Below are 23,677 nucleotides of genomic sequence, written 5' to 3'. Positions count from 1 at the left end.
GCCGTCTTGGCGTGCACCCCCAATCGGTGCTATGACCACCCCATGCCGATCATCCGCCGCCTTCCCGATAATCTCGTCAACCAGATCGCCGCCGGCGAGGTGGTGGAGCGTCCTGCCGCCGCCGTGAAGGAGTTGGTGGAGAACGCGCTGGATGCCGGTGCCCGGCGCATCGACATCACCCTGCGTGATGGCGGCAAGGCGCTGCTGTCGGTGGCCGATGATGGGTGCGGCATGGACCCGGAACAGCTGGCACTGTCCGTGGAACGGCACGCCACGTCCAAGCTGCCCGATGGCGACCTGACCGATATCCGCACGTTGGGCTTTCGCGGTGAGGCCCTGCCCTCCATTGGCGCCGTCAGCCGCCTGACCATCACCAGCCGTACGGAAAGCGCGGATCATGCCAGCGCCATCCTGGTGGAAGGCGGCAGTGTCCACCCCGTCGGTCCGGCCCCCGGTGGCCTTGGCACACGGGTGGAGGTGCGGGACTTGTTCTTTGCCACGCCGGCCCGCCTGAAATTCCTGAAAACCAGCCGCACGGAAAGCCAGCATGCCATCGACGTGGTCGAACGCCTCGCCATGGCCCATCCGCATGTCGCCTTTACCGTGACAGATGAAGGCCGGACGCCCGTCCGCCTGACGTCAAACAGCGGGGAGGAAGAGGCCGCGCGCCTGTCCCGCCTGGGTGCCGTCCTGGGTCGGGAGTTTCAGGAAAATGCCATCCCGGTGAATGCCGAACGGGCCGGTGTGCGGCTGGTCGGGCATATCGGCCTACCCACCTATAACAAGCCCACCGCCGCCGGACAGTATCTGTTCGTCAATGGCCGTCCCGTGAAGGATCGGTTGATGGTGGGCGCGGTGCGCGGGGCCTATGCGGATTTCCTGGCGCGCGACCGGCACCCTGTGCTGGCCCTGTTCTTGTCGCTGAACCCGCATGACGTGGATGTGAACGTGCATCCGGCCAAGACGGAGGTGCGGTTCCGCGATCAGGCCCTGATCCGGGGCCTGATCGTCGGCGCGTTGAAGCATGCCCTGGCCGCCGCCGGCCACCGCGCCAGCACCACCGTCGCCGCCGATACGCTGGCCAGTCTGACCCCGCGCGTGGCCCCCCAGACCAGCCTGCTGTGGGAACCGCAGCGCCCGGCAGCACCCCCGCCCTATGCCCACACCCACCATGCCCCGCCGCCTGTGAACCGGGAAATGGCGGAGGCGGCGTGGCAGTTCCAGGCACCGCAGCCGATGACGGCCCCCGCGCAAAGTTTTGCCCCGGCGGCCCGTGCGGAGGAAGCCGATGCCATCGCCGCCACCCCTCCCAGCTTCCCGTTGGGTGCCGCCCGCGCGCAGCTTCACGCCACCTACATCGTGGCGCAGACCGAAAACGGCATCGTCATCGTGGATCAGCACGCGGCCCATGAGCGGCTGGTCTATGAGCGTATGAAGAAGGAAATGCTGGGCGGCGGGGTGAAGCGCCAGGGCCTGCTGATCCCGGAGGTGGTGGAACTGGACCCCGCCGATGCCGAACGGGTGGGTGAACGCGCCGACGAACTGGCCGAAATGGGGCTGGTCCTGGAAAGCTTCGGGTCGGGCGCCATCGTGGTGCGGGAGGTGCCGGCCATGTTGGGGGCGCGGGCAGATGTGCGCGGGCTGATCAGGGACATCGCCGACGAACTGGCCGAAATGGGCGACGCCCACGCGCTGAGGGAAAAGCTGGACGCCATCTGTTCCCGCATGGCCTGCCATGGCAGTGTACGGGCGGGCCGGCCCATGAATGTCGATGAAATGAATGCCCTGCTGCGCCAGATGGAGGCCACCCCCCATTCCGGCCAGTGCAATCATGGCCGCCCCACCTATGTGGAACTGAAGCTGGGCGATATCGAGCGGCTGTTCGGCCGGCGTTGAGCCCAGCCTGACCCGGCAGAATTTTCCCAATTAAAACCGGCACATGGCTTGCTTATCCCTCCCCATCCTTTTCACCGGGAGGGTCTGATATGCACGACCGACTACACCGTCCAGGCGCCGCGAAATCAGGTGGCCTGTTTGCAAAGCCCAAGGAAGCCAAGGCTTCGGGAAGCTTTGATGGCTTGCCCGCCGGCCTGCGCCTGCTGGATGACGCCAAGTCAGACGTGGGTCTGGCGGAAATTCTTGCCGCCATCACGGCAGAACCTGCCAAGCCCGACATGCGCCTGCGCGAGGTGGAGGACAGCATCCGCCGCCACTGGGCCGTACTGCGCAACCTTGTCCGTGAACATGCTGACCTGACCCGTGCCGCCATGCAGCGGGCCGATAATGAACAGGGCATGATGGCCGACCGACCGCCGCCGAAGGTGGCGATGTTCACACCGGCGCTGCGCAATATTGTGGCCGCAGAGTAAGGCGCAACACCCCTGTGACAAATCCGGTGACGGGGGTGGGGTCACGGCAAATCCGCCGCCCCGCCCCTTCGTCGCCCGGTGCTTGACCGGCTTTCGCCTTAATCTTCCACCATCTTGATCTCATCGGCGCCGGGGTTCCGGCACTGTAGATGACAAGGTGGCGGTGCCATGAATTTCACGACGAAGATACTGGTCCTTTCCAGCCTAGCGGCCCTTCTTGGGGCCTGTGCCGGCTTGTGGGACCTAACCGCCGATACGCTGTCCGGCACGCTGGCCATCCTGGCCGCGTCGGCCTTCATGCTGGCCCTGTTCCTGCCGCGCTTGGCCGTCTTCGGCGTTCTGGGCCTGGCGGGGGGCGTATTGCTGGCGCATCTGATGGCCTATCCGCCGCCCGGCAGTGCCATGCCGGTGCTGGAACGCGGCATGATTGCCGCCGCCGTCGCCATGCTGCCGGCTGCCGCTGGCGCCCTGGCCGGCATCCTGGTCGCCCGCACCGCCGCCAGCATGGGCTGGCGCAGTGTGGAATAACGCGTCAGCTATTGTTGGCAACTCGTGGACCCGCCAACGCCACATTCAGCATGCCGCCCAAGGCCCCGCACTGCCCCTCACAGGCGCTGACCTCTGACAAAATCCAGTCGCGGAAGGCCTTGATTTTTGGCTCATCGACGCGCCGCTGTGAACAGACCAGCCAATAGGACCGGTCGGTGACCAGCACCAGATCGGGAAACGGCACCAGCAGGCGGCCCGACGCGATATCCGCCGCGAAGAAGGCGGGGCAGACAAGTGCCACACCCTGTCCCATGACCGCCGCCTGTCCGGTGATGGCCTGCATGTCATATTGCGGCCCGCTGCGCATGCCATCAACCGCCACATCCGCCATGGCAAACCATTGGTGCCAATAGCGGATATCCTCAATATGGTTGTAATCCAGCAATGGCAGCCGGGCCAGATCGGACGGATGGCGGATGCCGCCCATCCGTTCGGCCAGGATGGGGCTGATCACCGGGGTCAGCCGGTATTCAACCAGCCGTTCCGCCACCATGCCCGGCCATTGCCCCAGACCGGAGCGGATGGCGACATCGAACTGATGGTTCAGATCGCCCAGCCCCACCGAACTATCCAGCCGCACCGCCAGATCGGGCCGCCGCAGCTGAAAATGACCCAGGCGCGGCACCAGCCAGTGTGAGGCGAAGGTGGGAAGCGTCGTCACCGACAGGACCTTGTCCTCCGCCGCGTCCGTCAGCTTGTGCATCGTGGCGCGGATACGGTCGAATGCATCCTCCACCGCCGCCTGCAATTCAATCCCGGCCGGCGTCAGTTCCAGCTTGCGCGTCAGACGGCGGAAAAGCTCCCGCCCGATATGTTCCTCCAACTGGCGGATCTGATAGGATACGGCGGCCTGCGTCACGGCCAACTCATCCGCTGCCTTGGTGAAGGACAGGTGGCGGGCTGCCGATTCAAAGGTGCGGAGCGCATTCAACGGCGGCAGTCGTTTATCCATCACGGCCCCTTATGCACAAAATCAGCTGATGCATCCTATCGGGATTACTCGTTTGTCGTCCAGGCCGGAATGGAGCGATAAAGAGTGCAACACAGGCACCAACGCTTCACACCGGTTCGGAAAGGACCCATCAAAATGCAAAAGCTGAATTTTGCCCATGGGGCTGCATTGCAGCCGCAAACGCCGTCGCTCGCCCCGACCACAACCCCGCCCTCGCGCCGGACCACGGCCCTGTCGGGCATGGCCGGGCAATTGCAGTCGGTGCTGACCGAATTGCTGGCCGGGGAGGCTTACCGTCACGGTATCCCGCCGCAGTTGAAGCGGGATGTGGGGTTTTGGGGGTGAGGAAATCCTATTGATTTAATCTAACAGTCTTTTTTCTGAGCAATACTTATACCGCCAGGGTCAGGATGCCTAATTACATACTTAATTAGTCAATCGAAATTCTACAAAAAGGCGACAAAAAAGATTGACCAATCAATCCAAACCGTTACTAATTCGTGCGAATTGCTACCGAGGAAAAAATGAATTCCACAAATAAAATAGCCATCATAACAAACGCTCTTAACGCCAAAAGAGGGATAATAGGCAAAATCGAGGATTTAATAAAGTTAATAATGATAGAATCGGTTTTTGAATATAAGGAAATAATTGATGAATTGTATGAATTATTAAAGCAATTATATGATGAAGAGTTTGAGCTAATGATAAAAATATTAACGCTAAACGAAGAAAAAGCGAATAATGAAATTAAAAATCAAAAAATTAATTGGAAAGAATACAATAAAAAACTCGATGAAATAAATAAAAAATTTAAAGCCAAAAAGGCGGAGCACGATAACGCCATAGTCATAAAGCTATGACTCATCGGCATTTCAATCTTCGGCGGCATAGGCAACAGCCGCGACATTCGGCACTGATACCAACGGTCAAGAAATTTGACCGTTGGTATAATACCTGAAGTTCTTGCGGGCCATCGGCAATTTAACTTGGCGACGGTCTGCTTAAAATTCACCCAAAGAACCCAATCCGCTGCGTCAACGCATTGCTGGTGCGGCGGATCAGTTCATAGAGCGAGGCCATGGGCCGGAAGATATTCTGGTTTTCCTGGCTGTAATCCTGGCTCTCATCGCTGACATAGGTGGCGACCTCCCCGAACCCTTCATCCAGGGTCACATCGGTACGCGCCGGGAAGATGCGGGCCAGTTGGTCCAGGGCCCAGGGCACATCCAGATGCAGCATGCGCGTCACCAGCCGCTGGTTGGTGATCGAATGCTGGCTGGAGAATTCAGGGATATGAACCGCCAGCCGGTAGACCTGATGGATCAGCGACAGGCGCACGGCATGCAGCAGCGACAAGTGCCGGTCCAGGTCGGGGTTCGGCTTAGGCGCCGCCCCTGCCCGCTCCAGATTCTGGCGCAGCACGCCGTAATCGCGATACAGCTTGCGAAAGATGCGGACCAGACGCGCCTGCGTCGGCGTCTCCTCCAGCACCGCCGCGATGCGGCGCATATCATCGGCCTCCAGCGGGTTTTCCGACCGCGCGGCGCGCGTCAGCCAATGACCGGGGTCCAGCGTATCGACATAAGCCTTCAGCGCGTCGGGGCAGCTGACGGCGGCACCATAGACGACAATGCCCATCAACTCACGGAACCGGGCCGAGGTGGCGTAGAGCGACCGGAACTGTTCGGGATCACGGTCGATGGCCTCCCCCACGCCCGAAAGGGCATTGGCCGGCAGGCCCATCTGCAACAATACCGCATTGTGGGGAATGGCCCGGAACTGGCCGGCCATGACACGGGCCGCCGGATCGGGCGCCGCATCATGCTGGCGCTTGATGGCGCGGCTGCCGCTGGGGAACAGCAGGTTGGTGCCGAAGGCGGCCAGCAACTCACCATAATTCGGGTCTTCGACCAGCCCGACCTGGAAGGCCTTCACAGTGGTGAAGAACTCCCGGATATAGTCGCCCTTGGCATAGAAGACGTCATGATCCAGGTCCGGCTTGGCCGTGCCGATCATATATTCCAGGATACGGGTGACAACGGCCAGCGCCGAAGCCGGGGTGACGAAATAGGTGTAGCCGTCGCCACCCTGGAAGCTGACTTCCTGCTTCAGCTCGATATTGTGCTTGGCAGCAAAGGCCAGCGTGGCCGGCGGGCTGACATAGGCCAGGCGGTTATGCAGGCCGGCGGGGTGACCGCCGCGACCGATGCTTTCGCCATGCGTGTCAAAGATCACCAGCTGCACATTTTCCAGCGTGTGGCGCGTGAACAGCCGCATGACGCGCAGGCGCAGACGCTCGATCGAAGCGCTGGCCGGCGTCTGGCCCAGATAGCGGCCGGCATCGGAATAGCCGGTCTGGATGCACAGACGCCCACGCTTTTGCACATAGGCGCGGTAATGCGGGTTCTCAAGCAGCTGTTCAATGATGCGGCTGCCGGTTTCCAGGGCCTTTTCGGTTTCGAACAGCGGGCTGATATCGACACGCTCCTCCACCCCGAACAGCTTGGCGAAATACAGCGCCGACAGGACGGTGAAGGCGCTTTCACTTTCGGCGATCAGGAAGCGGATAGGCGTACGGGCATCGGAATATTTCAGCATCTGCGCCACGACCATGAACAGGCGCTTGGCGCTGGTGCGTTCGGCCACGACGGAGCCGAAATTGATGCTGACCGGCTCCACCTTGTCCAGAAGGTCGGTCAGGGTGGCCAGATAGGACTGACGGTAGCGCGGATCATCCGCCGCCGTGTCCAGGCCCACGGCCTTGCGGATGGCGTTATGGACCTGCGTGCTGTTCAGGCGGACATGGGTATGCGCCATGCCCAGGCCGAAGGTCGCCAGCTCGGCGCGCAGCACAGCCAGCTGTTCCACCGTGGCCAGCGCCTTGTCACCATCAATGGCGGCGGACAGGCGGATGCCGCGATTGACGAACTCGATAGCCTCCGATGCATCGACCAGACGCAGCGGCAGACCCTCATGCATGCGCTTGGCGATGCGGCGCAGATGGTCCAGGTCCTGCGCCTCCGACCCGCCAAAGGCCGCGATTTCATCCGTCACCTGATTGAGGGCCAGGGCCAGACGACTTTCGATCAAAGCCAGCGTATGGCGCAGATCCTCCAGCGACGGTGCGCCGGCGCGGATATCGCGCAGGTTGGACAGATAGTAACGCAGCTGCCGCTGCTGCACGATCAGGCGCTTATGCAGCGTATCGGACCAGCGGATGTCCGACCGGCCATCCAGATCATAGCCAACCCAGCTGGCCACCGTCAGCAGGCGCGGCGTCAGTTCGGTCCAGCGCTCAGGATAATGCTTGCGGCCCACGCGCAGGACGGCGCGGTACAGCGTGCGGATGGCGCTTTGGATATTGGCGATGGCGTCCAGCGACAGTTCATGTTCGCGGGTCAGCGACATGTCTTCGGGCGCGTGCTCCGCCGTCGCCATTTGCCGGATCAGGCTTTCGCGTGCCTCCGCCGACAGGCGCTTGCCATTCTGGTCGCGGCCCGTGGCCAGACAGGCCATGGTCGTCATCTGCGCGCCCGACAGGTTGAAGGTCGGATGCGCGGTAATAACGATACCGAACACCTCCTTCTCCACCAGTTTCTGGAACGCCTCAAACGTCAGCGGCTCCCCGCCGCTGCCAGCGGCGGCGACGTCCAGCAACTCTTCCATACGGCTGGCATTGGCTTCGGGCGACGCCTCGCCCAAGTAATTAGAGAGACGCGCGGCGCGGGCCAGAAAACCCTCCGCCGACAGATACTGAATCAACTGCTCCAAGGCGCCCGGCGACAATTCACCGGCACCGACGCGGCGGGAAATATCAAGGGCCAGCAGCATGACGGGATTGGCGAAAGGGTCCTGCTTGGCATCGGCGCTGAACCGGTCAAGCTGCGTCATCAGATCGCCCGCCAGGGCGCGTACATCCAGGCCCTTGGGTGCCGGGAAGCGCGCCTGTTTAGTGGACAGCAAAGCCCCCTTGGCCGTGGTAGTGCCCAGGAATTCCAGATCAGACGGGGCGGCGGCTTGGGGCATGGCGGGGTCCAGCGGCATGGGGGCTTCCATCTTCTGCGAAAGGGCCGCATTCTGTTGCGGCGCAGCGTCGCAGGGTGCTGTAATTTCACTACATCTGTCAACGCCGAAAGGGGTATGGCGGACATAATCAGTCTGCATCACCCCCCAGGATTGAAGTGATAGATTAAAGGAGACAGGCTTCTCTGGCGATAGATTACTTGTAACGTCGTTCGCTTACATGTTGGATCGGGACAAGGGTGTTGCGCATGCACAGCAGTCCGGCGGACAGCGACAAGAGTGTCGGAGAGGGCGCCCAGACGCGGGCCATCGCCCTGTTGAGCGACGCCGCCACCCATGGATTGCCACCCGGAAACAAGGTCGACCGCATCGACACGCACGCAGCCCGCATTTTCATGGCCGGCAACCGTGCGTTCAAGATGAAGCGGGCCGTAACCTACCCTTTCTTCGACTATGCCACCCTGTCGCAGCGCCTTGATGCGTGCGAGGCAGAACTGGCCCTGAACCGGCGGACGGCGCCGTCGCTTTATCTGGGTGTTGGCGGGCTGGTCCGGGATGGCAATGGCCCTATCCGTCTGGTTGAACAGGCACCGGTGGCCGCCGATGGCGGGCCGGACCCGTCGGTACTGGAATATCTGGTCACTATGCAGCGTTTTGCGCAGACAGCGCTGCTGGACCGGATGGCGGCGGACGGCACCCTGTCGCCCGCCATCATGCGCGATCTGGCCGCCACCATTGCGGAATTCCATGAGGGTGCTGAACCCAGGCCGAATGCGCCCGGCATCGAGGAGATGACCGATCTGGCCCATACCAACATCCGCGAGATGCGCAAACATGGAACCCTGTTTGATACCGGGGCCGTGGACCGGCTGGACCGCACCACACGACAGGCATTGTCAACAGGCGGCGACCTGATCGACCGGCGGCGGGACGCCGGCTATATCCGCCACTGCCATGGTGATCTGCACCTGCGCAATATCGTCATGCTGGACGGGCGGCCCGTGCCCTTTGACTGTGTCGAATTCGGTGACCGCATCGCGGTGACGGATGTTCTCTATGATCTGGCTTTCCTGCTGATGGATCTGGAACATCGCCGCCTGCGCAGCCACGCTAATATCCTGTTCAACCGCTATCTGGACCTGACCGGCGATCTGTCCGGCCTTTCGCTGCTGCCGCTTTTCATGTCGGTGCGCGCCGCCATCCGCGCGCATCTGACGGCCTCCGCCGCTGCTGGGCAGGCCGATGCGGACAAGGCGGCGGCGATGCGGGCGGAGGCACAATCCTATTTGGCGCTGGCCAACCGGCTGCTGTCGCCGCCGCCGGCCCAGTTGCTGGCCATTGGCGGCCTGTCAGGCACGGGCAAGACCACCCTGGCCCGTGCCCTGGCCCCGACGCTGGGGCCGGCACCGGGGGCGGTGATCCTGCGGTCGGACGCACTGCGCAAATCCCTGGCCGGCGTGGCGGAGGATCAGGCCCTGCCCGACAGTTTCTATGGCCACGACCATTCAGACCGCACCTATGCGGAGATGGCGGGGCGCGCCGGTTTGGCCCTGGACGGGCATCATGCCGTCATCTGCGACGCCGTCTATGCCCGCCCGGATCAGCGTCAGGCGGTGGAAGCCTTGGCCCAGGCCGCCGGCGCCGGCTTTACCGGCCTGTGGCTGGTCGCCGATCAGGCCGTTGCCCTGGCCCGCGTGGCACGGCGACGCGGCGATGCGTCGGACGCCACCACGGCGATTGTCCGCCGTCAGGCCGCCTATGATCTGGGCGACATGCGGTGGGAGGTGATCCCCGCCAGCGGCAATGCCGACGAAACCACCGCGATTGCCCGCCGCCACATAGCGCGCTGATCCCCCTACCCTGTTCTTCGACAATTTTGTGGACCATCTGTTATGATGGGACCGGTTCCGGGTGATCCATGTCAATGCCCGGCACCGGGTATGGCGTGATGCTGGGTCAAGGATGCGTTTCCAGGCGGCAATGGCCCGCGAAACGGCACAAGGGGGACCGGTCATGGCTTTCCGCAAGATCACTTGTTTCGTTACCGGCGGTGCGCGCGATGCCGCCGCCCTGGGGTCGGCATTGCTGCTGGCGACACCGGCCAAGGGCAATGTCGCCGCCCTCTATCTGCGCGCCGACCCGCGCGATGTGATGCCGATGGTGGGCGAGGGCCTGTCCGGCGCCCTGATCCAGGATCTGATGAAATCCCTGGAACAGGAGAACAAGAGCCACGCCGCCAAGGCCCGCGACCATCTGGACAAAGCGCTGGCCGCCGCCGGTGGCGTCTATTGCGAGCGTGCGCCCGGCAGCGACCGCGTCAGCGGCAGCTTCACCGAAGCGGCCGGCGTGACAGAGGATGTCATGGCCGCCGCCGCCCGCCTGTCGGACGTCACCGTTTTCCCATCGGTCGCAAAGGAGGACCGGACAGCGGTTCTGGTGGGTCTGGAGGCGGCCTTGCTGGAAGGCGGGCGCCCCCTGCTGGTGGCGTCGGAGCAAACGCCCGTTGTCCTGGGTCGCCGCGTCGCCATCGCCTGGAATGGCCGCACCCAGTCGGCGCGCGCCCTGGCCCTGGCCATGCCCCTGCTGACCGGTGCCGACGCGGTGCATGTACTGGGTGTCGATACGATGCGCACCGACGCAGACGAAGCAGCCCCCGTCGTCGATTACCTGGCCTGGCACAATGTCCCGGCGCAGTATCACAAACTGTCCGGCACCGGCAGCGTGGCACAACAGCTCCAGGATGCCTGTGCGGACGTTGGGGCCGATCTTCTGGTCATGGGCGGCTATGGCCATTCACGGCTGCGGGAACTGATCCTGGGCGGGGTGACGCGCGCCATGCTGAACCAGACGACGCTGCCCTTGCTGCTGGCCCATTGATCTTTTCCCAGCGGCACGAAATCATGACCGATGGTCAAGATTTCGTGCCGCTCAATCGCCGGCGAGCGCATCCGCGCCCTTGGCTACGCCGCATGGTCGGCGCGGCGGTAGTCACCGCCGCACCACCGGTCATAAAGTATGACCGGTGGTATTATCCCCGCAATAATGCCCGCGCCTGCTGCCGCACCCCCAACAGGATGTTTTCCGACAGGGCGGGGTCGGTGGCGGCAACGGCGCGGGCCAGATTCATGCTGCCGACCAGCAGGGAGACCAGGGCCGATGCCCTGCCCTCCGCCAACGGATCATCGGTCGGCATATGCGCGCGAATGGCGGCGACATAACGTGCCACGCCAGCAGAGAAATGCGCCCTGACAGGTCCCGACAGGCGTGAAACATCGCCCCCCAGCGCCACCATGGGGCATGGCCCCTCCCGGTCGCGATGTTCGGTCGACGCGTAATAGTCGATGTAATCCTCCAGGCTGGCCGATGCCTGAACCCGCCGCACGGCATTGCCGAAGCTGAGGTCACAGACCTCTGCTGCCAGCGCCTCCTTCGATGCGAAATGGCCGTAGAAGCCGCCATGGGTCAGGCCGGCAGCCTGCGTCACCTCCGCCACGCCCACCTTGTCAAAGCCGCGCGCGCGGAACAGGCGGGAGGCCGCCAACAGGATGGCGTCGCGATGCTCCCCTGCCTTCTGCTTCGACACACGCACAACCCACCTCCCCCAAAAATGCCAACGATCCTGCTTGACCGTATTGATGATAGTCATCATGAATAATTTATCATTATGAACATCATCATTGCCAGCCGCTTTCGCAAGGGCTGGTGACGGGGGGTGTGGCTTGTTCCTGTCTGATCGTCTGGCGGCCCGGCTGGCCGCACGCAACATCCATTATGGCTGGGTCGTGGTAGCGGCGACCTTCCTCACCTCCATCACCGCCGCCGGCGCCGTAGGTGCACCGGGCGTACTGATGATCCCGTTGCAGAAGGAGTTTGGCTGGACCGCGTCGGAGATTTCGACGGCGCTGGCCATCCGCATGGTGCTATTCGGCCTGATGGGACCGTTTGCAGCCGCGCTGATCAACCGGTTCGGGGTGCGGCGCATGGCGCTGACCTCGCTCTCAATCATCGCTGTTGGCATGATCCTGTCGCTGGGGATGAGCAGCCTTTGGGAACTGATCCTGCTCTGGGGTGTGGTGGTCGGGTTGGGCACCGGAATGACGGCCCTGGTGCTGGGAGCCACCATCGCGACCCGCTGGTTCACAAACCGGCGCGGGCTGGTGATCGGTCTGCTGACGGCCAGTTCGGCCACGGGGCAGCTGGTCTTCATTCCCCTGACCGCCTGGCTGGCGGAGGAGATTGGCTGGCGCACCGCCCTGTCGGTGATCTGCGCCATGCTGGCGGTCGCCGCCACAGGCGTGCTGCTGCTGATGCGCGACCGGCCGGGCGATGTGGGCTTGCGCGCCTATGGCGAGGCGCCGGGCGCACCCGACCCCGCCCCGCCGCCGCCCGCCGGATCGGTAGCCTTCGCCGCCATCGACACGCTGCGCATGGCGGCGAAGACCAAGGTCTTCTGGGTGCTGTTCGCCACCTTCTTCGTCTGCGGGGCCAGCACCAACGGCCTGATCCAGACGCATCTGGTACCGATGTGCGTGGATTTCGGCATGCCGGCGGTGAAGGCGGCGGGCATGCTGGCCGTGATCGGCATTTTCGATTTCATCGGTACCGTGGCGTCCGGCTGGCTGTCCGACCGCTACGATAATCGCTGGCTGCTGTTCTGGTATTATGGGCTGCGCGGCCTGTCGCTGCTGTACCTGCCCTTCTCGGACTTCACCTTCTATGGCCTGTCGCTGTTCGCGGTCTTCTATGGCCTCGATTGGGTGGCGACGGTGCCGCCGACGGTAAAGCTGACGGTGGAACGGTTCGGACGGGAGAAGGCGAACCTCGTCTTCGGCTGGGTCTTCGCAGGCCATCAACTGGGGGCTGCCTGTGCGGCCTTCGGCGGCGGCTTCTCCCGCACATATCTGGAAAGCTACATGCCGGCCTTCTATGTGGCGGGTGTGCTGTGCCTGTTCGCGGCCCTGATTTGCCCGACCATGGGCCGGAAGGCGCAGCCGGCGGCGGCATAAACCGCCACCGGCCTTGAACCTTAAAATGCCGTCAGGAACCCTGCCACACGCGGGGCAATCAATGCCCGGTGGGTGAAGATGGCCGCATGGCCGCCTTCACCCACCGTCAGCAATTCCGCTCGCTTGATGCGGCGGGCCAGTTCTGCCCCATGTCTTTCATAGGGCAGAAGGGGATCATGCGTACCATGCACCACCAGCGTGGGCACGCCGATCTCCTCTAGCGCGAAAGACTGGCCTCTGGTCGTGCGGATATCATTCTCCGTCCCCGGCAAACGCTCCGCCAGCCGGTCAAACATGCCGGCGCGCAGGTCGCGATAAAGCGGCATGGCGACCGGATCGGCCCGCAAGGCGCGGTGATGTTCAAGGTCGGGGATGGACCGGCTGGAAATCCGGTCAGGATTGCGCAGCGCCCGACCCTTCATCCATCCCACAAAGGCGGGCCAGCGGGCGATCAGCCCGAACAGGCGGAAGCCGCCAGGGATCGGCATCGGCTCCGGTCCCGCGCAAGTGGAAACCAGCACCAGCCCCCGGCAGCGTCCGAGATGGCGGAGCGCAAACATCAGGGCCGATGCACCCCCGCCCGACACGGCGATCACGGCAACCCGGTCCAGACCCAGATGGTCCAGCAAGGCAGCATAAAGGTCGGCCTGCGCCTCCGGCGTGACGCCGGATGACAGCGGTGTGCCGGGATAACCCGGACGGGCCGGCGCGATGATGCGCCCAGCATCGGCCCCGGTGACACGGGCCAGGATCATCCCTTGGTCCGTCCCGCCCATGGCCCCGTGCAGGGACAGAACCGCCGGGCCTTCCCCGGCATCCGCATAATGGATAAGGCCGCGCGGTGTGGCGGCCGTTGCTTCAGCAATCGACATGGACATGGCTGTTCCCCGTCTGTCGTGCCGATCCTTGATGGATGTCGGTGGTCGCCGGCTTCCGACCTGGCACGGCTTTTTCAGGAAAAGCGGTCGGTCGATGGAGGAAGGGCAGGATTGATCGCGAAGAACTGTTTGCGATGGCAGGTTTAGCATGTCCCAAATGGGACCGGCGACGCCTGGGTGAACTGCCGACCGGGCGGGAACATAACCCACCCGGCCCTGCCTCGCAATCGCCTTACCCAGCGTCGCCCGATCAAAGGTGACGTATCTCCTCTGGCGGGTTCCACCAATTATCCCGCCTACCATCACAATAGTAAATGGGGGCAGAGACCAGATCCTCAATGTTGAGATCATCCAGTGCCGCCACCCGTACCGACACCATGGCACCCCCCATTTCCTCCAGATAGCCATCGCCATGGGTGTGCGTTCCACCTTTGGCGCAGAACCTGTGGGAAAGCTCAAACGTCTCGGTCTTGCGGGCGTAGGTGGACATGAGATCAGCACCGGCCAGCAGTTCAAAATCTTCTGGCTTCAACCCGCATACATTCCAGTTCCGCTGCTTCCAGCAGAAGGTGCAGTTGCATTTGCTGGTGCCGAAATGGGTGTCCAGATGGACCCGGAACCGGACAGTGCCGCAGTGACAGCTGCCATTATACCAATGCTTTGTCGTCATTTGCTGATCCATGCTTTCAGGGATTGGGGTGGTCAATTGGCGGTCTTCGCAAACCAGGGGGCCGTATCGACCACCCGACCCTTCACCGCCTGCCGTACCATGCGCTCCAGCACTGCGCGGTTCTTGTAACTGGCGATGACCATCACCCGCTTGCCGGGATGGGACCGGACGGTGCGGATCACCTGACCGCCCATATGACTGTCCCACCGCGCCTGCGCTGCGGCAAATGCGGGACCGGCCAGGGCGAATTGTGCGGCCTGGGCACCGGCGGCCACGGCGGCGGTCTGTTCATCCTGTGCCTGTCCCGGCGTCTGCCAATAGGCCAGCAGGACATCCTCCATGGCATCATCCAGGCGCGACAGGGCTACCGCCGCCTGCGGATCACGCGCCTTCAACACGTCAAAGGCCGCACCCGCCGCGCCGGCGATTTCCTTGAACAATTCCCCGCCGGGTTCCATGGCGACGGCGTCGATCCGCAACTCGGACAGAAGCGGCCAGATTACCGCCGGATATTCAGGCCGGCCCGGCGTCGCCTTGCGTTCGGCCAGTTCATCGGGCCGCACCTCCAGCACCAGGACATCCGGCTTGAAGGCAAAGATGGATGCCCGCAGCCGGTCATAACCGAAGGCCGGTTCCCGTTCGTGAAGATGATGCAGCGCGCCGACAATCAGAACCGGATCATCCGGCAGGGGTTTATCGGCCATGGCCGGCAGGGCCAGCAAAAACGGCAAGGCCAGCAGCAGGGAGCGCAATCGGCAGATCATGGTGGAGCCCGTCATTGACTGTGAACGGGGCCAGGGTTGATGCCCCACCGCCCCATTTCCAGCCCGGATCGGCAAGCGGGACCGTCCGGTCGGTAACCGGGATCAGACCGGCAGAAGGGCCTTGAAGCCCTCGCGATACCGGCGGCTGAGGCGCAGCGTTTCGCCATTATGCAGAATCAGGCTGGCATCCCCCCGCCCCAGGCTGCGGACCTCCCGCACCCGGTCCAGCCGCACGATGGCCCCGCGATGCACCCGAACAAAGGCGGCGGCCGGCAATTCATCGGTCAGCGACGCCAGACTACGGTCGATCAGCAGGGTGCGCTCACCGGCATGGATTTCGGCATAGTCACCCGCCGCCGCAATCCAGTCGATATCCTGGAACGGCACGCGCTGCTGTCCGCCCGCCACACGCACCCAGAGGCCGTCTTCACCGGCAGGCGCGGTGGTAGCCAGCAACGGCGGCGCAGGCACTTCACCCGGCGGCGTCCATTGCCGGCGCAGGCGGGCAAGCGCGATCAGGGCGATATAGGCAAAGGCCGACTTGTCCAGGTTGGCCAGAAACACCGCCTTCGCCATGGCCAATAAAGACGGGCTCTGCCCGCCATAAATCGGCCAGAACAGCAGAACGAACAGGGTCAGATGCGCCATGACGGTCAGCGGATATCCCGCCAGCCATAAGGACAAGGCCGCACCCCGGCCCAACCGCCGCTCTTCCACTCTGCGGGCCGCATGCAGCACGGCAGGGGTCAACAGCGCCCAGACGGAAAAGATCGCAACCGTATAATGGAAAGCGGGCCACCAGGCCTGTGCCCGGCCCGCATAGGCGGCAAAAACCTGGCCCTGCACCATGCTGATCAGCGCGACACACAGCCACACCGCACCGGAAACCGCCCACAGGCGCCGACGGCCAATGTCATTGCTGGTGGTCACGCGGTCTGCCTGGATCACCGCATCATCCGCATCGGATATTGGTTGAACCCGCGCCATTCCGGCGGGCAACAAAATCGGCACCGCCCTTGGCGTACGCCGAACATTCCACATATTTTATGGGAAAGTGGCGGAGGGGATGGGATTCGAACCCACGGTACCAGTTTCCCGGTACGACGGTTTAGCAAACCGTTGCCTTCAGCCGCTCGGCCACCCCTCCGCACCGTCTGCAACCAGCCGGTTGAACCGGGGCTGCGTCGGTGAGAGGGGTGTTTAGTGGCATGAAGCGGGCTTGTCAACGGCGCTGCAACACCCCATTCTTAAAAAGTGATCCCGGCAGTGATGCGTGGGACATATCGGGACGGGGGCGGCCCGGTTATCCGCCGCACGAATGCGGTACCGCACGGGTTCCCACCCGCGCCCTATGAATGGAGTTCGACACCATGTTCGGACATGAAAAGCCCATCGCCATGACCGACAGCAATGTGATTCGCAGCCACGGCACCGGTTTCAAGACTGGCCTTCTGGCCGGCATGCTGGGTCTGTCCCTTATGGTTCTAGCCGCCGGTGCCGCCGGTGCCGCCGAAAGCGCCTGGGACGGTATCCCGTCCAAGAAGGCGCCCAAGCTGGTGACCGAGGGGCTGACCGAACAGGACCATGCCAACCTGGACAAGGTCTTTGTGAAGCCCGGCGTCAACCTCGCCTCCTACGGCAAGGTGATGCTGGCCCCCATGGACACCGCCATCGAGCGCCGCTTTGACGAAGTGCTGCTGTCGGTGCGCGAGCGTGACCACGCGTTCGAGTATATGACCAAGCAGTTGGAGGAGGCGTTCGGGCCAGCCATGGTGAAGGAAGCGGGACCGGGTGTCCTGAAGCTGGCCATCACCTTCACCGACTATGTCCCCAACCGCTCCTTCCATGCCGAGAAGGCACGTGGCGGCGGCACCGTTGACCGCGTCTATTCCGTTGGCCGCGCCGCCTTTCAGGCGACCCTGACGGACAGCCAGACGGGTCAGGTGGTGGCGGTCATTGCCGATGCCGACATGGGCCTGCCCTTCCCGGACAATATCAACAGCTACACGATCTATGGCGACGCGGACCGGTTCACCCGTCGCTGGGCCAAGCAGATCGCCAAGCTGGTGACGGGCGACGCCGCCAGCTGACCCCAGCCGGATTAGGTGCAGAGGATAAAGCGCCGGAACTCAGGTTCCGGCGCTTTTCTTTTGCACGGCACACAAACCTCCCCGGCGGAAACGGGGGAACCCGGTTTGTATTGTTGGCATGCATACTGTCGTCTTCGCGGGTGGTCCCCGCCCCTGAGCTTGGCGATGGATGACTTTGTATGAAGCGTTTCCTTGAGGCCGTGATTGATCCGTTTCTGCTGGCGCTGCTGGCCACTGTCGGTCTGGCGGCGCTGTTCCCGGCGCAGGGGCAGGTCGCGGGCATCGTGGATATCGTCGCCGATATTGCCATCGCCCTGCTTTTCTTCTTCCACGGGGCCAAGCTGTCGCGCGAGGCCATCCTGGCCGGTATGGGCCATTGGCGGCTGCATCTGTCGGTCCTGGCCAGCACCTTTGTACTGTTTCCACTGCTGGGTCTGGCCGCGGGGCTGCTGCCCGCCTCCATCCTGCCGCCCGTCATCGCCACCGGCATTCTCTATCTCTGTCTCCTGCCCTCCACGGTGCAAAGCTCCATCGCCTTCGTCTCCATCGCGGGCGGCAATGTGCCGGCGGCCATCTGCTCGGCCTCGGCCTCCAACCTGCTGGGTATTTTCATCACGCCGCTGCTGGTCGGACTGCTGATGAATGCGGGGGGACAGGCGGGCATCTCGCTGGCCGCACTGGAAGCGATCATCCTGCAATTGCTGGTGCCCTTTGTCGCCGGCCATCTGGCCCGGCCCCTGATCGGGCGGTTCGTGCAGAAATACCGCAACAGTATTTCCTATACCGACCGCGGGTCGATCCTGCTGGTGGTCTATTCCGCCTTCAGCGCGGCGGTGGTGGAGGGGCTCTGGCACAAAGTGGCGGCATCCGACCTGATCGCCATCGCCGCGGCCAGCATCGTTCTGCTGGCACTGGTCATGGGCATCACGGCCCTGGCTGGCCGCTGGCTGGGCTTCAACCGGGCCGACCGGATCGTGCTGCTATTCTGCGGATCAAAGAAAAGCTTGGTGTCGGGCGTGCCTATGGCCAGCGTGCTGTTCCCCGTGGCGCAGGTGGGCCTGATCATCCTGCCGCTGATGCTGTTCCATCAGATCCAGCTGATCCTGTGCACCTGGCTGGCGGCCCGGTGGCGGCAGGAGGGCGCGGATAAGTCATAAAAAGGGCCGCCGGATCACCCCGGCGGCCCTTTCACGGGCAGATATGACCCCGCCTCAGCTCTTCAGCTTGACCGCCAGCAGGTCATTGACCATGGCCGGGTTGGCCTTGCCCTGGCTGGCCTTCATCACTTGCCCCACGAAGAAGCCGAAAAGCTTGTCCTTGCCGGACCGGTATTCGGCCACCTTGTCGGGGTTGGCCTCCATCACCTGGGCGATGACGGCATCGATGGCGCCAGTATCGGTGACCTGACGCAGGCCCTTTTCATCCACGATGATGGCGGCGGACTTGCCCGTTTCCAGCATCAGCGCGAACACATCCTTGGCCAGACGGCCGGAGATGGTGTTGTCGGCGATCAGGTCGATCAGACCGCCCAGGTCGGCGGCGGAGATCGGCGATTCGGTGATGTCCTTGCCAGTCTTGTTCAAGGCGCCCAGCAGGTCACCGATGACAAAGTTGGCGGCAACCTTGGGGTCGCGGCCCTTGGCTACTTCCTCATAGAAATCGCCACGGGCCTTTTCAGCGACCAGAACACCGGCATCATAGGGGGGCAGCTTGTACTGCTCCATGAAGCGGGTCTTCTTGTCGTCGGGCAGTTCCGGCAGGCTGGCCTTGATCTGGTCTACCAGTTCCTGTTCGATCACCAGCGGCAGCAGGTCGGGATCGGGGAAGTAGCGGTAATCATGCGCCTCTTCCTTGCTGCGCATGGAGCGGGTGACGCCCTTGGCCGTGTCCCACAGGCGGGTTTCCTGCACGACCGCCCCACCTTCCTCGATCAGTTCGATCTGGCGCTGGGCCTCATACTCGATCACCGCATGCATGAAGCGCATGGAATTGACGTTCTTCGTCTCCGTCCGCGTGCCCAGCGGACCGCCCGGCTTGCGCACCGACACGTTAATGTCGCACCGCATGGAGCCTTCATCCATGTTGCCGTCGCAGGTGCCCAGATAGCGGACGATGGTGCGCAGCTTGCGCACATAGGCCACCGCCTCTTCCGGGCTGCGCATGTCGGGCTTCGACACGATTTCCATCAGGGCCACGCCGGCCCGGTTCAGATCGACATAGGTCTTGGACGGATGCTGGTCGTGCATCGACTTGCCGGCATCCATTTCCAGATGCAGCCGTTCGATCCCGATCTCCCGCGTCACGCCATCGGCCAGATCGAGGATGATCGTGCCCTCGCCCACGATGGGCTGCTTGAACTGGCTGATCTGATATCCCGACGGCAGATCGGCGTAGAAATAATTCTTGCGGTCGAAGACGCTGCGCAGGTTGATCTGCGCCTTCAACCCCAGGCCGGTCTTGATGGCCTGCTGCACGCAGAATTCGTTGATCACGGGCAGCATGCCGGGGAAGCCGGCATCGACGAAGCTGACTTGGCTGTTGGGGGCCGCGCCGAAGGCCGTGGCGGCCCCGCTGAACAGCTTAGCATTGGAAATGACCTGGGCATGGACCTCCAGCCCGATCACCACTTCCCATTCACCCGTTTCGCCCTGAATCCGGTAAGCCATCGTCTCTGCACTCTGTGATAACGGAAAGACTACGGGCTTTTCATGGCCGGATTCGGGGCAAAGGGCAAGGGGGTTGGACGCCATAGAGGGTTGAAGCGACACCATTACAGTGTGATCAGAGGCGCTTCGCCCCCCGTACCGCCAGCATGACCGCATAAAGACCGCCGGTCGCACATATATAGAGACGGTTGCCGCGCGCGCCCCCGAACTCCACATTCGCCACCCATTCCGGGACCTGAACGCGGGCGATCAGGCTGCCGTCAGGGTGGTAGCAATGCACGCCGTCATCCTCCGCCATCCAGAGATGGCCCAGCTCGTCACAGCGCAACCCGTCGAACCCCGCCTGTTCGGACGTGGCGAACACCTCCCCACCCGACAGGCGGCCATCATCACTCACCCGGAAGGCACGCACATGACAGGGGCCATCGGGCTGGTGCGTGCGGCCGGTATCCACAATGTAAAGGGTCTTTTCGTCAGGGGAGAAGCAGAGGCCATTGGGCTTCACGAAATCATCGGCCACCACATCCACGGCCCCCGTGCCGGGGTCGATGCGATAAACATTGCTGGCCCCGATCTCGCTGACCGCCTTGTACCCTTCATAATCGCTGTCGATTCCATAGGTCGGGTCGGTGAACCAGATGGAGCCGTCGGATTTCACCACCACATCATTGGGGCTGTTCAGGCGCTTGCCATTCCAACGGTCGGCCAGCACGGTGATGCTGCCATCATGTTCGGTGCGCACCACGCGCCGCCCGCCATGTTCGCAGGTAACCAGACGCCCCTGCCGGTCCACGGTATTGCCGTTGGAGAAGCCCGACGGACGTCGGAACTCCGCCACCGCCCCCGTCTCCTCGTCAAAGCGCAGCATGCGCTCATTGGGAATGTCCGACCAGATCAGGCTGCGATGCGCCGGAAAATAGGCCGGCCCCTCGGCCCAGCGGCAATCGCCATAAAGCTTTTCAACCTTGGCGGAACGGCGGACGACCGCGCGGGCGCGCACCGGGTCATGGATGATGAAATCGGCGTCGGACATGCTGTCTCCGAAGGGCCAGAAACTACGATGGCCGGAATATTATATGATAAGTAACGCCGCCTTGCTGCTTTTTGCGACCGCTTGCCGCCGCGTTGCGGCCTTGGCCCCGGTGGCAGCGACGTTATCCTGCACCCATGAGCAAGCTCGACCCCTTCGACCGCGCCATCCTGGCCCTGATGCAGGATGATGCGCGCCTGAAATCCGACGCTGTGGCAGAAGGGGTGGGACTGTCCCCCACGGCGGTGCAGCGCCGTCTGAAACGGCTTCGTACCAACGGCGTGATCCAGGCAGAACCCCTGGTCCTGTCGCCCGCCAGGGTGGGCCGCCCCCTGACAGCCATCGTTTCCATCACGCTGGCGCGCGGCGGGTCGGCGGTGGTGGATGATATGGGGCGCCAGCTGCGGGCCGCACCGGAGGTTCAGCAATGCTGGTACACGGCGGGCGACGCGGATTTCGTGTCGGTGGTGACCGCCCGCGACATGGCGAATTACGACGCGTTCACGCGCCGTATCCTGATGGACAATGCCTTAATCCAGAAATTTTCCACCATTTTCGCCCTGTCGCCGGTCAAGTCCGGCCTGTCCCTGCCGCTTGATTGAAGTTTCACGCAACCCCGCCCTTCGCTGCGGCGGGTGGACGGGTCGGCACGGGCGTGCCATGTAAGCAGCCCTATGCAACCCACCTGGAGCGTCCAGGACATGATGTCGCCCGCCGCCAATGACCTGCTGGTACTGGCCCTTCCCAAGGGTCGGATTCTGGATGAGGTGAGGCCGTTGCTGCATCATGTCGGCATCGAGCCGGAAGCCGATTTCGACAATCCGAAATCCCGCGCCCTGAAGTTCGATACGAATCTTCCGCATGTGAAGATCATCCGTGTGCGCAGCTTCGATGTCGCCACCTTCGTGGCCTTTGGCGCCGCCCATCTGGGCGTCTGCGGCAGCGACGTGCTGATGGAATTCGACTATCCGGAGATTTACACGCCGCTGGACCTGGGCATCGGCAAGTGCCGGATCGCCGTGGCCGAACCGGTGGACCTGTCCAACAGTGACGATCCGTCGCGCTGGTCCCATGTGCGAGTGGCCACCAAATATCCGGAAATCACCCGCCGGCATTTTGCGGCGCGCGGCGTGCAGGCCGAATGCATCAAGCTGAACGGCGCCATGGAACTGGCGCCTAATCTCGGCCTGTGCTCACGCATCGTCGACCTTGTGTCCACCGGCACCACCTTGAAGGCCAATGGGCTGGCGGAGATTGAGCATATTGCCGACATCTCCTCCCGCCTTGTTGTGAACCGCGCCGCCTTCAAGACGCGCCATGGCGAAATCCAGGGCTGGATCGACCGTTTTCAGGAGGCCATCGGCAATGCCGGTTAAATTCTCCACCCGCGACGCCGATTTCGAGAGCCGCTTTCAGGACCTGCTGGGTGCCAAGCGCGAGGTTCAGGAAGACCTGAACAATGCTGTCACCGCCATCCTGAACGATGTGAAGGCGCGGGGCGATGCCGCCGTGCTGGACTATACAAAACGCTGGGACCGTCTGGACATCACCGCCGAGGCCATGGCCTTCACGGGTGAGGAGATCGCGGCGGCGGTGGCGCAGTGCGACGCCGAAACGCTGGACGCGCTGAAGCTGGCCGCCGCGCGGATTGAAGCGTTCCACCGCACGCAGCCCATCGAGTCTTCCTTCTTCACCGATCCCGCCGGGGTGCGGCTGGGTGCCCGCTGGACACCGGTAGGGGCCGTGGGTCTGTATGTGCCGGGCGGTTTGGCCTCTTACCCCTCCTCGGTCCTGATGAATGCCATCCCAGCCAAGGTGGCGGGTGTGCCGCGCATCGCCATGGTGGTGCCCACGCCCGATGGTGTGATCAACCCGCTGGTCCTGGCCGCCGCGCAGTTGGCCGGCGTGACGGAGATCTACCGCATCGGTGGGGCGCAGGCCGTTGGCGCACTGGCCTTCGGTACCGCTACGATCAAGCAGGTGGACAAGATCACCGGCCCCGGCAATGCCTTTGTCGCCGCCGCCAAGCGCCAGGTTTTCGGTACTGTCGGCATCGACATGATCGCCGGCCCGTCGGAAATCCTGGTGGTTGCCGATGGTCAGAATGACCCGGCCTGGATCGCCGCCGACCTGCTGTCGCAGGCCGAACATGATACCAGCGCGCAAAGCATCCTGATCACCGACGACGCGGCCTTTGCAGATGCCGTATCGGCGGCGGTGGATGCGCATCTGTCCACCCTGCCCCGCGCGGAAATCGCCGGCACCTCCTGGCGTGACCATGGTGCCATCATCCTAGTGGACAGCCTGGATGATGCGGTGCCGCTGGTGGACCGTCTGGCGCCCGAACATCTGGAACTGGCCGTGGCCGATCCTGACGCCCTGGCCGCGAAAATCCGCAATGCCGGCGCTATCTTCCTGGGCCGCCATACGCCGGAAGCCATCGGTGATTACGTGGCTGGCCCCAACCATGTGCTGCCCACGGCCCGGTCGGCCCGTTTTTCCAGCGGCCTGAACGTCCTGGACTTCATGAAGCGCACCACCCTGGTTGGCTGCACCCCGGAAAGCTTGGCAAGGATCGGCCCGGCGGCGGTGTCGCTGGCCAATTCCGAAGGGCTGGGCGCGCACGCCCTGTCCGTGGCGATCCGGTTGGGCTGATGTGTTCCGGCTTGCCAAGCGG

At 63.4% G+C, this 23,677-nt stretch carries 22 protein-coding genes and 1 tRNA gene; 13 read left to right on the top strand and 10 right to left on the bottom strand.

Going from position 1 to position 23,677, the window contains the following annotated elements; translation table 11 throughout:
* Positions 1-42 precede the first annotated feature (42 nt).
* The 3 genes from mutL to ACT6Q8_RS04320 all read left to right on the top strand — a co-directional run bounded on the left by mutL (position 43) and on the right by ACT6Q8_RS04320 (position 2,897).
* Positions 43-1,896 carry a DNA mismatch repair endonuclease MutL gene (gene mutL / locus ACT6Q8_RS04330; protein ID WP_444734097.1) on the top strand — a complete coding sequence of 618 codons (1,854 nt, stop codon included), beginning with the start codon at positions 43-45 and terminating at the stop codon, positions 1,894-1,896.
* Between the two features lie 89 nt (positions 1,897-1,985).
* On the top strand, positions 1,986-2,369 hold the full coding sequence (locus ACT6Q8_RS04325; protein ID WP_054167360.1) for a hypothetical protein: 384 nt from the start codon (positions 1,986-1,988) through the stop codon (positions 2,367-2,369).
* A gap of 168 nt (positions 2,370-2,537) precedes the next feature.
* Positions 2,538-2,897: a hypothetical protein gene (locus ACT6Q8_RS04320; RefSeq protein WP_054167359.1), complete on the top strand. Its 360-nt coding sequence runs from the start codon at positions 2,538-2,540 to the stop codon at positions 2,895-2,897.
* A 4-nt stretch (positions 2,898-2,901) separates the two neighbouring features.
* Here the strand turns inward: ACT6Q8_RS04320 and gcvA are convergent, their stop codons facing one another.
* A complete protein-coding gene (gene gcvA, locus ACT6Q8_RS04315; RefSeq protein WP_054167358.1) occupies positions 2,902-3,870 on the bottom strand; it encodes a transcriptional regulator GcvA in 969 nt (322 codons plus the stop codon).
* A gap of 135 nt (positions 3,871-4,005) precedes the next feature.
* Here gcvA and ACT6Q8_RS04310 point away from each other — a divergent pair, with 135 nt between their 5' ends.
* Together ACT6Q8_RS04310 and ACT6Q8_RS04305 are read left to right on the top strand one after the other, a co-directional pair.
* The gene (locus ACT6Q8_RS04310; protein ID WP_444734096.1) at positions 4,006-4,215 is read left to right on the top strand and encodes a hypothetical protein; all 210 of its coding nucleotides are present in this window, start codon (positions 4,006-4,008) and stop codon (positions 4,213-4,215) included.
* Positions 4,216-4,394: 179 nt separating this feature from the next.
* Positions 4,395-4,733, top strand: coding sequence for a hypothetical protein (locus ACT6Q8_RS04305; protein ID WP_444734095.1), 339 nt, complete (start codon positions 4,395-4,397; stop codon positions 4,731-4,733).
* Positions 4,734-4,881: 148 nt separating this feature from the next.
* Here ACT6Q8_RS04305 and ACT6Q8_RS04300 read toward each other — a convergent pair whose 3' ends face one another.
* Entirely contained in the window at positions 4,882-7,917 is a 3,036-nt protein-coding gene (locus ACT6Q8_RS04300) for a phosphoenolpyruvate carboxylase (protein ID WP_444734094.1), read from the bottom strand.
* Positions 7,918-8,144: 227 nt separating this feature from the next.
* On the opposite strand from ACT6Q8_RS04300, the gene ACT6Q8_RS04295 reads away from it, so the two are divergent.
* Positions 8,145-9,746 carry a bifunctional aminoglycoside phosphotransferase/ATP-binding protein gene (locus tag ACT6Q8_RS04295; protein WP_444734093.1) on the top strand — a complete coding sequence of 534 codons (1,602 nt, stop codon included), beginning with the start codon at positions 8,145-8,147 and terminating at the stop codon, positions 9,744-9,746.
* Positions 9,747-9,909: 163 nt separating this feature from the next.
* The gene (locus tag ACT6Q8_RS04290) at positions 9,910-10,773 is read left to right on the top strand and encodes a universal stress protein (RefSeq protein ID WP_444734092.1); all 864 of its coding nucleotides are present in this window, start codon (positions 9,910-9,912) and stop codon (positions 10,771-10,773) included.
* Between the two features lie 151 nt (positions 10,774-10,924).
* Here the strand turns inward: ACT6Q8_RS04290 and ACT6Q8_RS04285 are convergent, their stop codons facing one another.
* The gene (locus tag ACT6Q8_RS04285) at positions 10,925-11,485 is read right to left on the bottom strand and encodes a TetR/AcrR family transcriptional regulator (protein WP_444734091.1); all 561 of its coding nucleotides are present in this window, start codon (positions 11,483-11,485) and stop codon (positions 10,925-10,927) included.
* A gap of 130 nt (positions 11,486-11,615) precedes the next feature.
* Here ACT6Q8_RS04285 and ACT6Q8_RS04280 point away from each other — a divergent pair, with 130 nt between their 5' ends.
* The gene (locus tag ACT6Q8_RS04280; RefSeq protein ID WP_444734090.1) at positions 11,616-12,902 is read left to right on the top strand and encodes an MFS transporter; all 1,287 of its coding nucleotides are present in this window, start codon (positions 11,616-11,618) and stop codon (positions 12,900-12,902) included.
* A 20-nt stretch (positions 12,903-12,922) separates the two neighbouring features.
* Here ACT6Q8_RS04280 and ACT6Q8_RS04275 read toward each other — a convergent pair whose 3' ends face one another.
* From ACT6Q8_RS04275 to ACT6Q8_RS04255, 5 genes are all read right to left on the bottom strand, one after another.
* Positions 12,923-13,780, bottom strand: coding sequence for an alpha/beta fold hydrolase (locus ACT6Q8_RS04275; RefSeq protein ID WP_444734089.1), 858 nt, complete (start codon positions 13,778-13,780; stop codon positions 12,923-12,925).
* Between the two features lie 250 nt (positions 13,781-14,030).
* Complete coding sequence (locus ACT6Q8_RS04270) at positions 14,031-14,450, bottom strand: GFA family protein (RefSeq protein ID WP_444734088.1); 420 nt, start codon at positions 14,448-14,450, stop codon at positions 14,031-14,033.
* Between the two features lie 32 nt (positions 14,451-14,482).
* A complete protein-coding gene (locus ACT6Q8_RS04265) occupies positions 14,483-15,214 on the bottom strand; it encodes a hypothetical protein (RefSeq protein ID WP_156344519.1) in 732 nt (243 codons plus the stop codon).
* 102 nt (positions 15,215-15,316) lie between these two features.
* Entirely contained in the window at positions 15,317-16,162 is an 846-nt protein-coding gene (locus ACT6Q8_RS04260) for a LytR/AlgR family response regulator transcription factor (RefSeq protein WP_444734087.1), read from the bottom strand.
* Between the two features lie 107 nt (positions 16,163-16,269).
* A tRNA-Ser gene (locus ACT6Q8_RS04255) sits at positions 16,270-16,361 on the bottom strand.
* Between the two features lie 223 nt (positions 16,362-16,584).
* Between ACT6Q8_RS04255 and ACT6Q8_RS04250 the strand changes: the two genes are divergently transcribed.
* Both ACT6Q8_RS04250 and ACT6Q8_RS04245 read left to right on the top strand, forming a co-directional pair.
* Entirely contained in the window at positions 16,585-17,304 is a 720-nt protein-coding gene (locus tag ACT6Q8_RS04250) for a DUF3313 family protein (protein ID WP_444734086.1), read from the top strand.
* Between the two features lie 179 nt (positions 17,305-17,483).
* Positions 17,484-18,461: a bile acid:sodium symporter family protein gene (locus tag ACT6Q8_RS04245; RefSeq protein ID WP_054167348.1), complete on the top strand. Its 978-nt coding sequence runs from the start codon at positions 17,484-17,486 to the stop codon at positions 18,459-18,461.
* 54 nt (positions 18,462-18,515) lie between these two features.
* Here the strand turns inward: ACT6Q8_RS04245 and gatB are convergent, their stop codons facing one another.
* Complete coding sequence (gene gatB / locus ACT6Q8_RS04240; protein WP_444734085.1) at positions 18,516-19,970, bottom strand: Asp-tRNA(Asn)/Glu-tRNA(Gln) amidotransferase subunit GatB; 1,455 nt, start codon at positions 19,968-19,970, stop codon at positions 18,516-18,518.
* Between the two features lie 115 nt (positions 19,971-20,085).
* The gene (locus ACT6Q8_RS04235) at positions 20,086-21,003 is read right to left on the bottom strand and encodes an SMP-30/gluconolactonase/LRE family protein (protein ID WP_444734084.1); all 918 of its coding nucleotides are present in this window, start codon (positions 21,001-21,003) and stop codon (positions 20,086-20,088) included.
* Between the two features lie 134 nt (positions 21,004-21,137).
* Here ACT6Q8_RS04235 and ACT6Q8_RS04230 point away from each other — a divergent pair, with 134 nt between their 5' ends.
* From ACT6Q8_RS04230 to hisD, 3 genes are all read left to right on the top strand, one after another.
* The gene (locus ACT6Q8_RS04230; RefSeq protein ID WP_444734083.1) at positions 21,138-21,602 is read left to right on the top strand and encodes an Lrp/AsnC family transcriptional regulator; all 465 of its coding nucleotides are present in this window, start codon (positions 21,138-21,140) and stop codon (positions 21,600-21,602) included.
* Between the two features lie 102 nt (positions 21,603-21,704).
* Positions 21,705-22,376 (top strand): ATP phosphoribosyltransferase, encoded by a 672-nt coding sequence (gene hisG, locus ACT6Q8_RS04225; RefSeq protein ID WP_444734132.1) that lies wholly within the window; start codon positions 21,705-21,707, stop codon positions 22,374-22,376.
* A complete protein-coding gene (gene hisD / locus ACT6Q8_RS04220) occupies positions 22,366-23,655 on the top strand; it encodes a histidinol dehydrogenase (protein ID WP_444734082.1) in 1,290 nt (429 codons plus the stop codon). Before hisG ends, hisD begins: the two co-directional genes overlap by 11 nt.
* Positions 23,656-23,677 lie beyond the last annotated feature (22 nt).

The sequence above is a fragment of the Niveispirillum sp. genome (genome assembly GCF_052437035.1).
GTDB lineage: Bacteria > Pseudomonadota > Alphaproteobacteria > Azospirillales > Azospirillaceae > Niveispirillum.
Note: the sequence above shows the minus strand (reverse complement) of the source record. Positions and strands in the feature narration are given on the sequence as shown.

Coding starts and splice junctions, on each gene's coding strand:
- ACT6Q8_RS04310 (WP_444734096.1), top strand. CDS start 4,006: ATGCAAAAGCTGAATTTTGCCCATGGGGCTGCATTGCAGCCGCAAACG.
- ACT6Q8_RS04235 (WP_444734084.1), bottom strand. CDS start 21,003: ATGTCCGACGCCGATTTCATCATCCATGACCCGGTGCGCGCCCGCGCG.
- ACT6Q8_RS04325 (WP_054167360.1), top strand. CDS start 1,986: ATGCACGACCGACTACACCGTCCAGGCGCCGCGAAATCAGGTGGCCTG.
- ACT6Q8_RS04320 (WP_054167359.1), top strand. CDS start 2,538: ATGAATTTCACGACGAAGATACTGGTCCTTTCCAGCCTAGCGGCCCTT.
- ACT6Q8_RS04270 (WP_444734088.1), bottom strand. CDS start 14,450: ATGACGACAAAGCATTGGTATAATGGCAGCTGTCACTGCGGCACTGTC.
- ACT6Q8_RS04265 (WP_156344519.1), bottom strand. CDS start 15,214: ATGATCTGCCGATTGCGCTCCCTGCTGCTGGCCTTGCCGTTTTTGCTG.
- gatB (WP_444734085.1), bottom strand. CDS start 19,970: ATGGCTTACCGGATTCAGGGCGAAACGGGTGAATGGGAAGTGGTGATC.
- ACT6Q8_RS04305 (WP_444734095.1), top strand. CDS start 4,395: ATGAATTCCACAAATAAAATAGCCATCATAACAAACGCTCTTAACGCC.
- ACT6Q8_RS04250 (WP_444734086.1), top strand. CDS start 16,585: ATGTTCGGACATGAAAAGCCCATCGCCATGACCGACAGCAATGTGATT.
- gcvA (WP_054167358.1), bottom strand. CDS start 3,870: ATGGATAAACGACTGCCGCCGTTGAATGCGCTCCGCACCTTTGAATCG.
- mutL (WP_444734097.1), top strand. CDS start 43: ATGCCGATCATCCGCCGCCTTCCCGATAATCTCGTCAACCAGATCGCC.
- hisD (WP_444734082.1), top strand. CDS start 22,366: ATGCCGGTTAAATTCTCCACCCGCGACGCCGATTTCGAGAGCCGCTTT.
- ACT6Q8_RS04275 (WP_444734089.1), bottom strand. CDS start 13,780: ATGTCCATGTCGATTGCTGAAGCAACGGCCGCCACACCGCGCGGCCTT.
- ACT6Q8_RS04230 (WP_444734083.1), top strand. CDS start 21,138: ATGAGCAAGCTCGACCCCTTCGACCGCGCCATCCTGGCCCTGATGCAG.
- hisG (WP_444734132.1), top strand. CDS start 21,705: ATGTCGCCCGCCGCCAATGACCTGCTGGTACTGGCCCTTCCCAAGGGT.
- ACT6Q8_RS04290 (WP_444734092.1), top strand. CDS start 9,910: ATGGCTTTCCGCAAGATCACTTGTTTCGTTACCGGCGGTGCGCGCGAT.
- ACT6Q8_RS04300 (WP_444734094.1), bottom strand. CDS start 7,917: ATGCCGCTGGACCCCGCCATGCCCCAAGCCGCCGCCCCGTCTGATCTG.
- ACT6Q8_RS04245 (WP_054167348.1), top strand. CDS start 17,484: ATGAAGCGTTTCCTTGAGGCCGTGATTGATCCGTTTCTGCTGGCGCTG.
- ACT6Q8_RS04295 (WP_444734093.1), top strand. CDS start 8,145: ATGCACAGCAGTCCGGCGGACAGCGACAAGAGTGTCGGAGAGGGCGCC.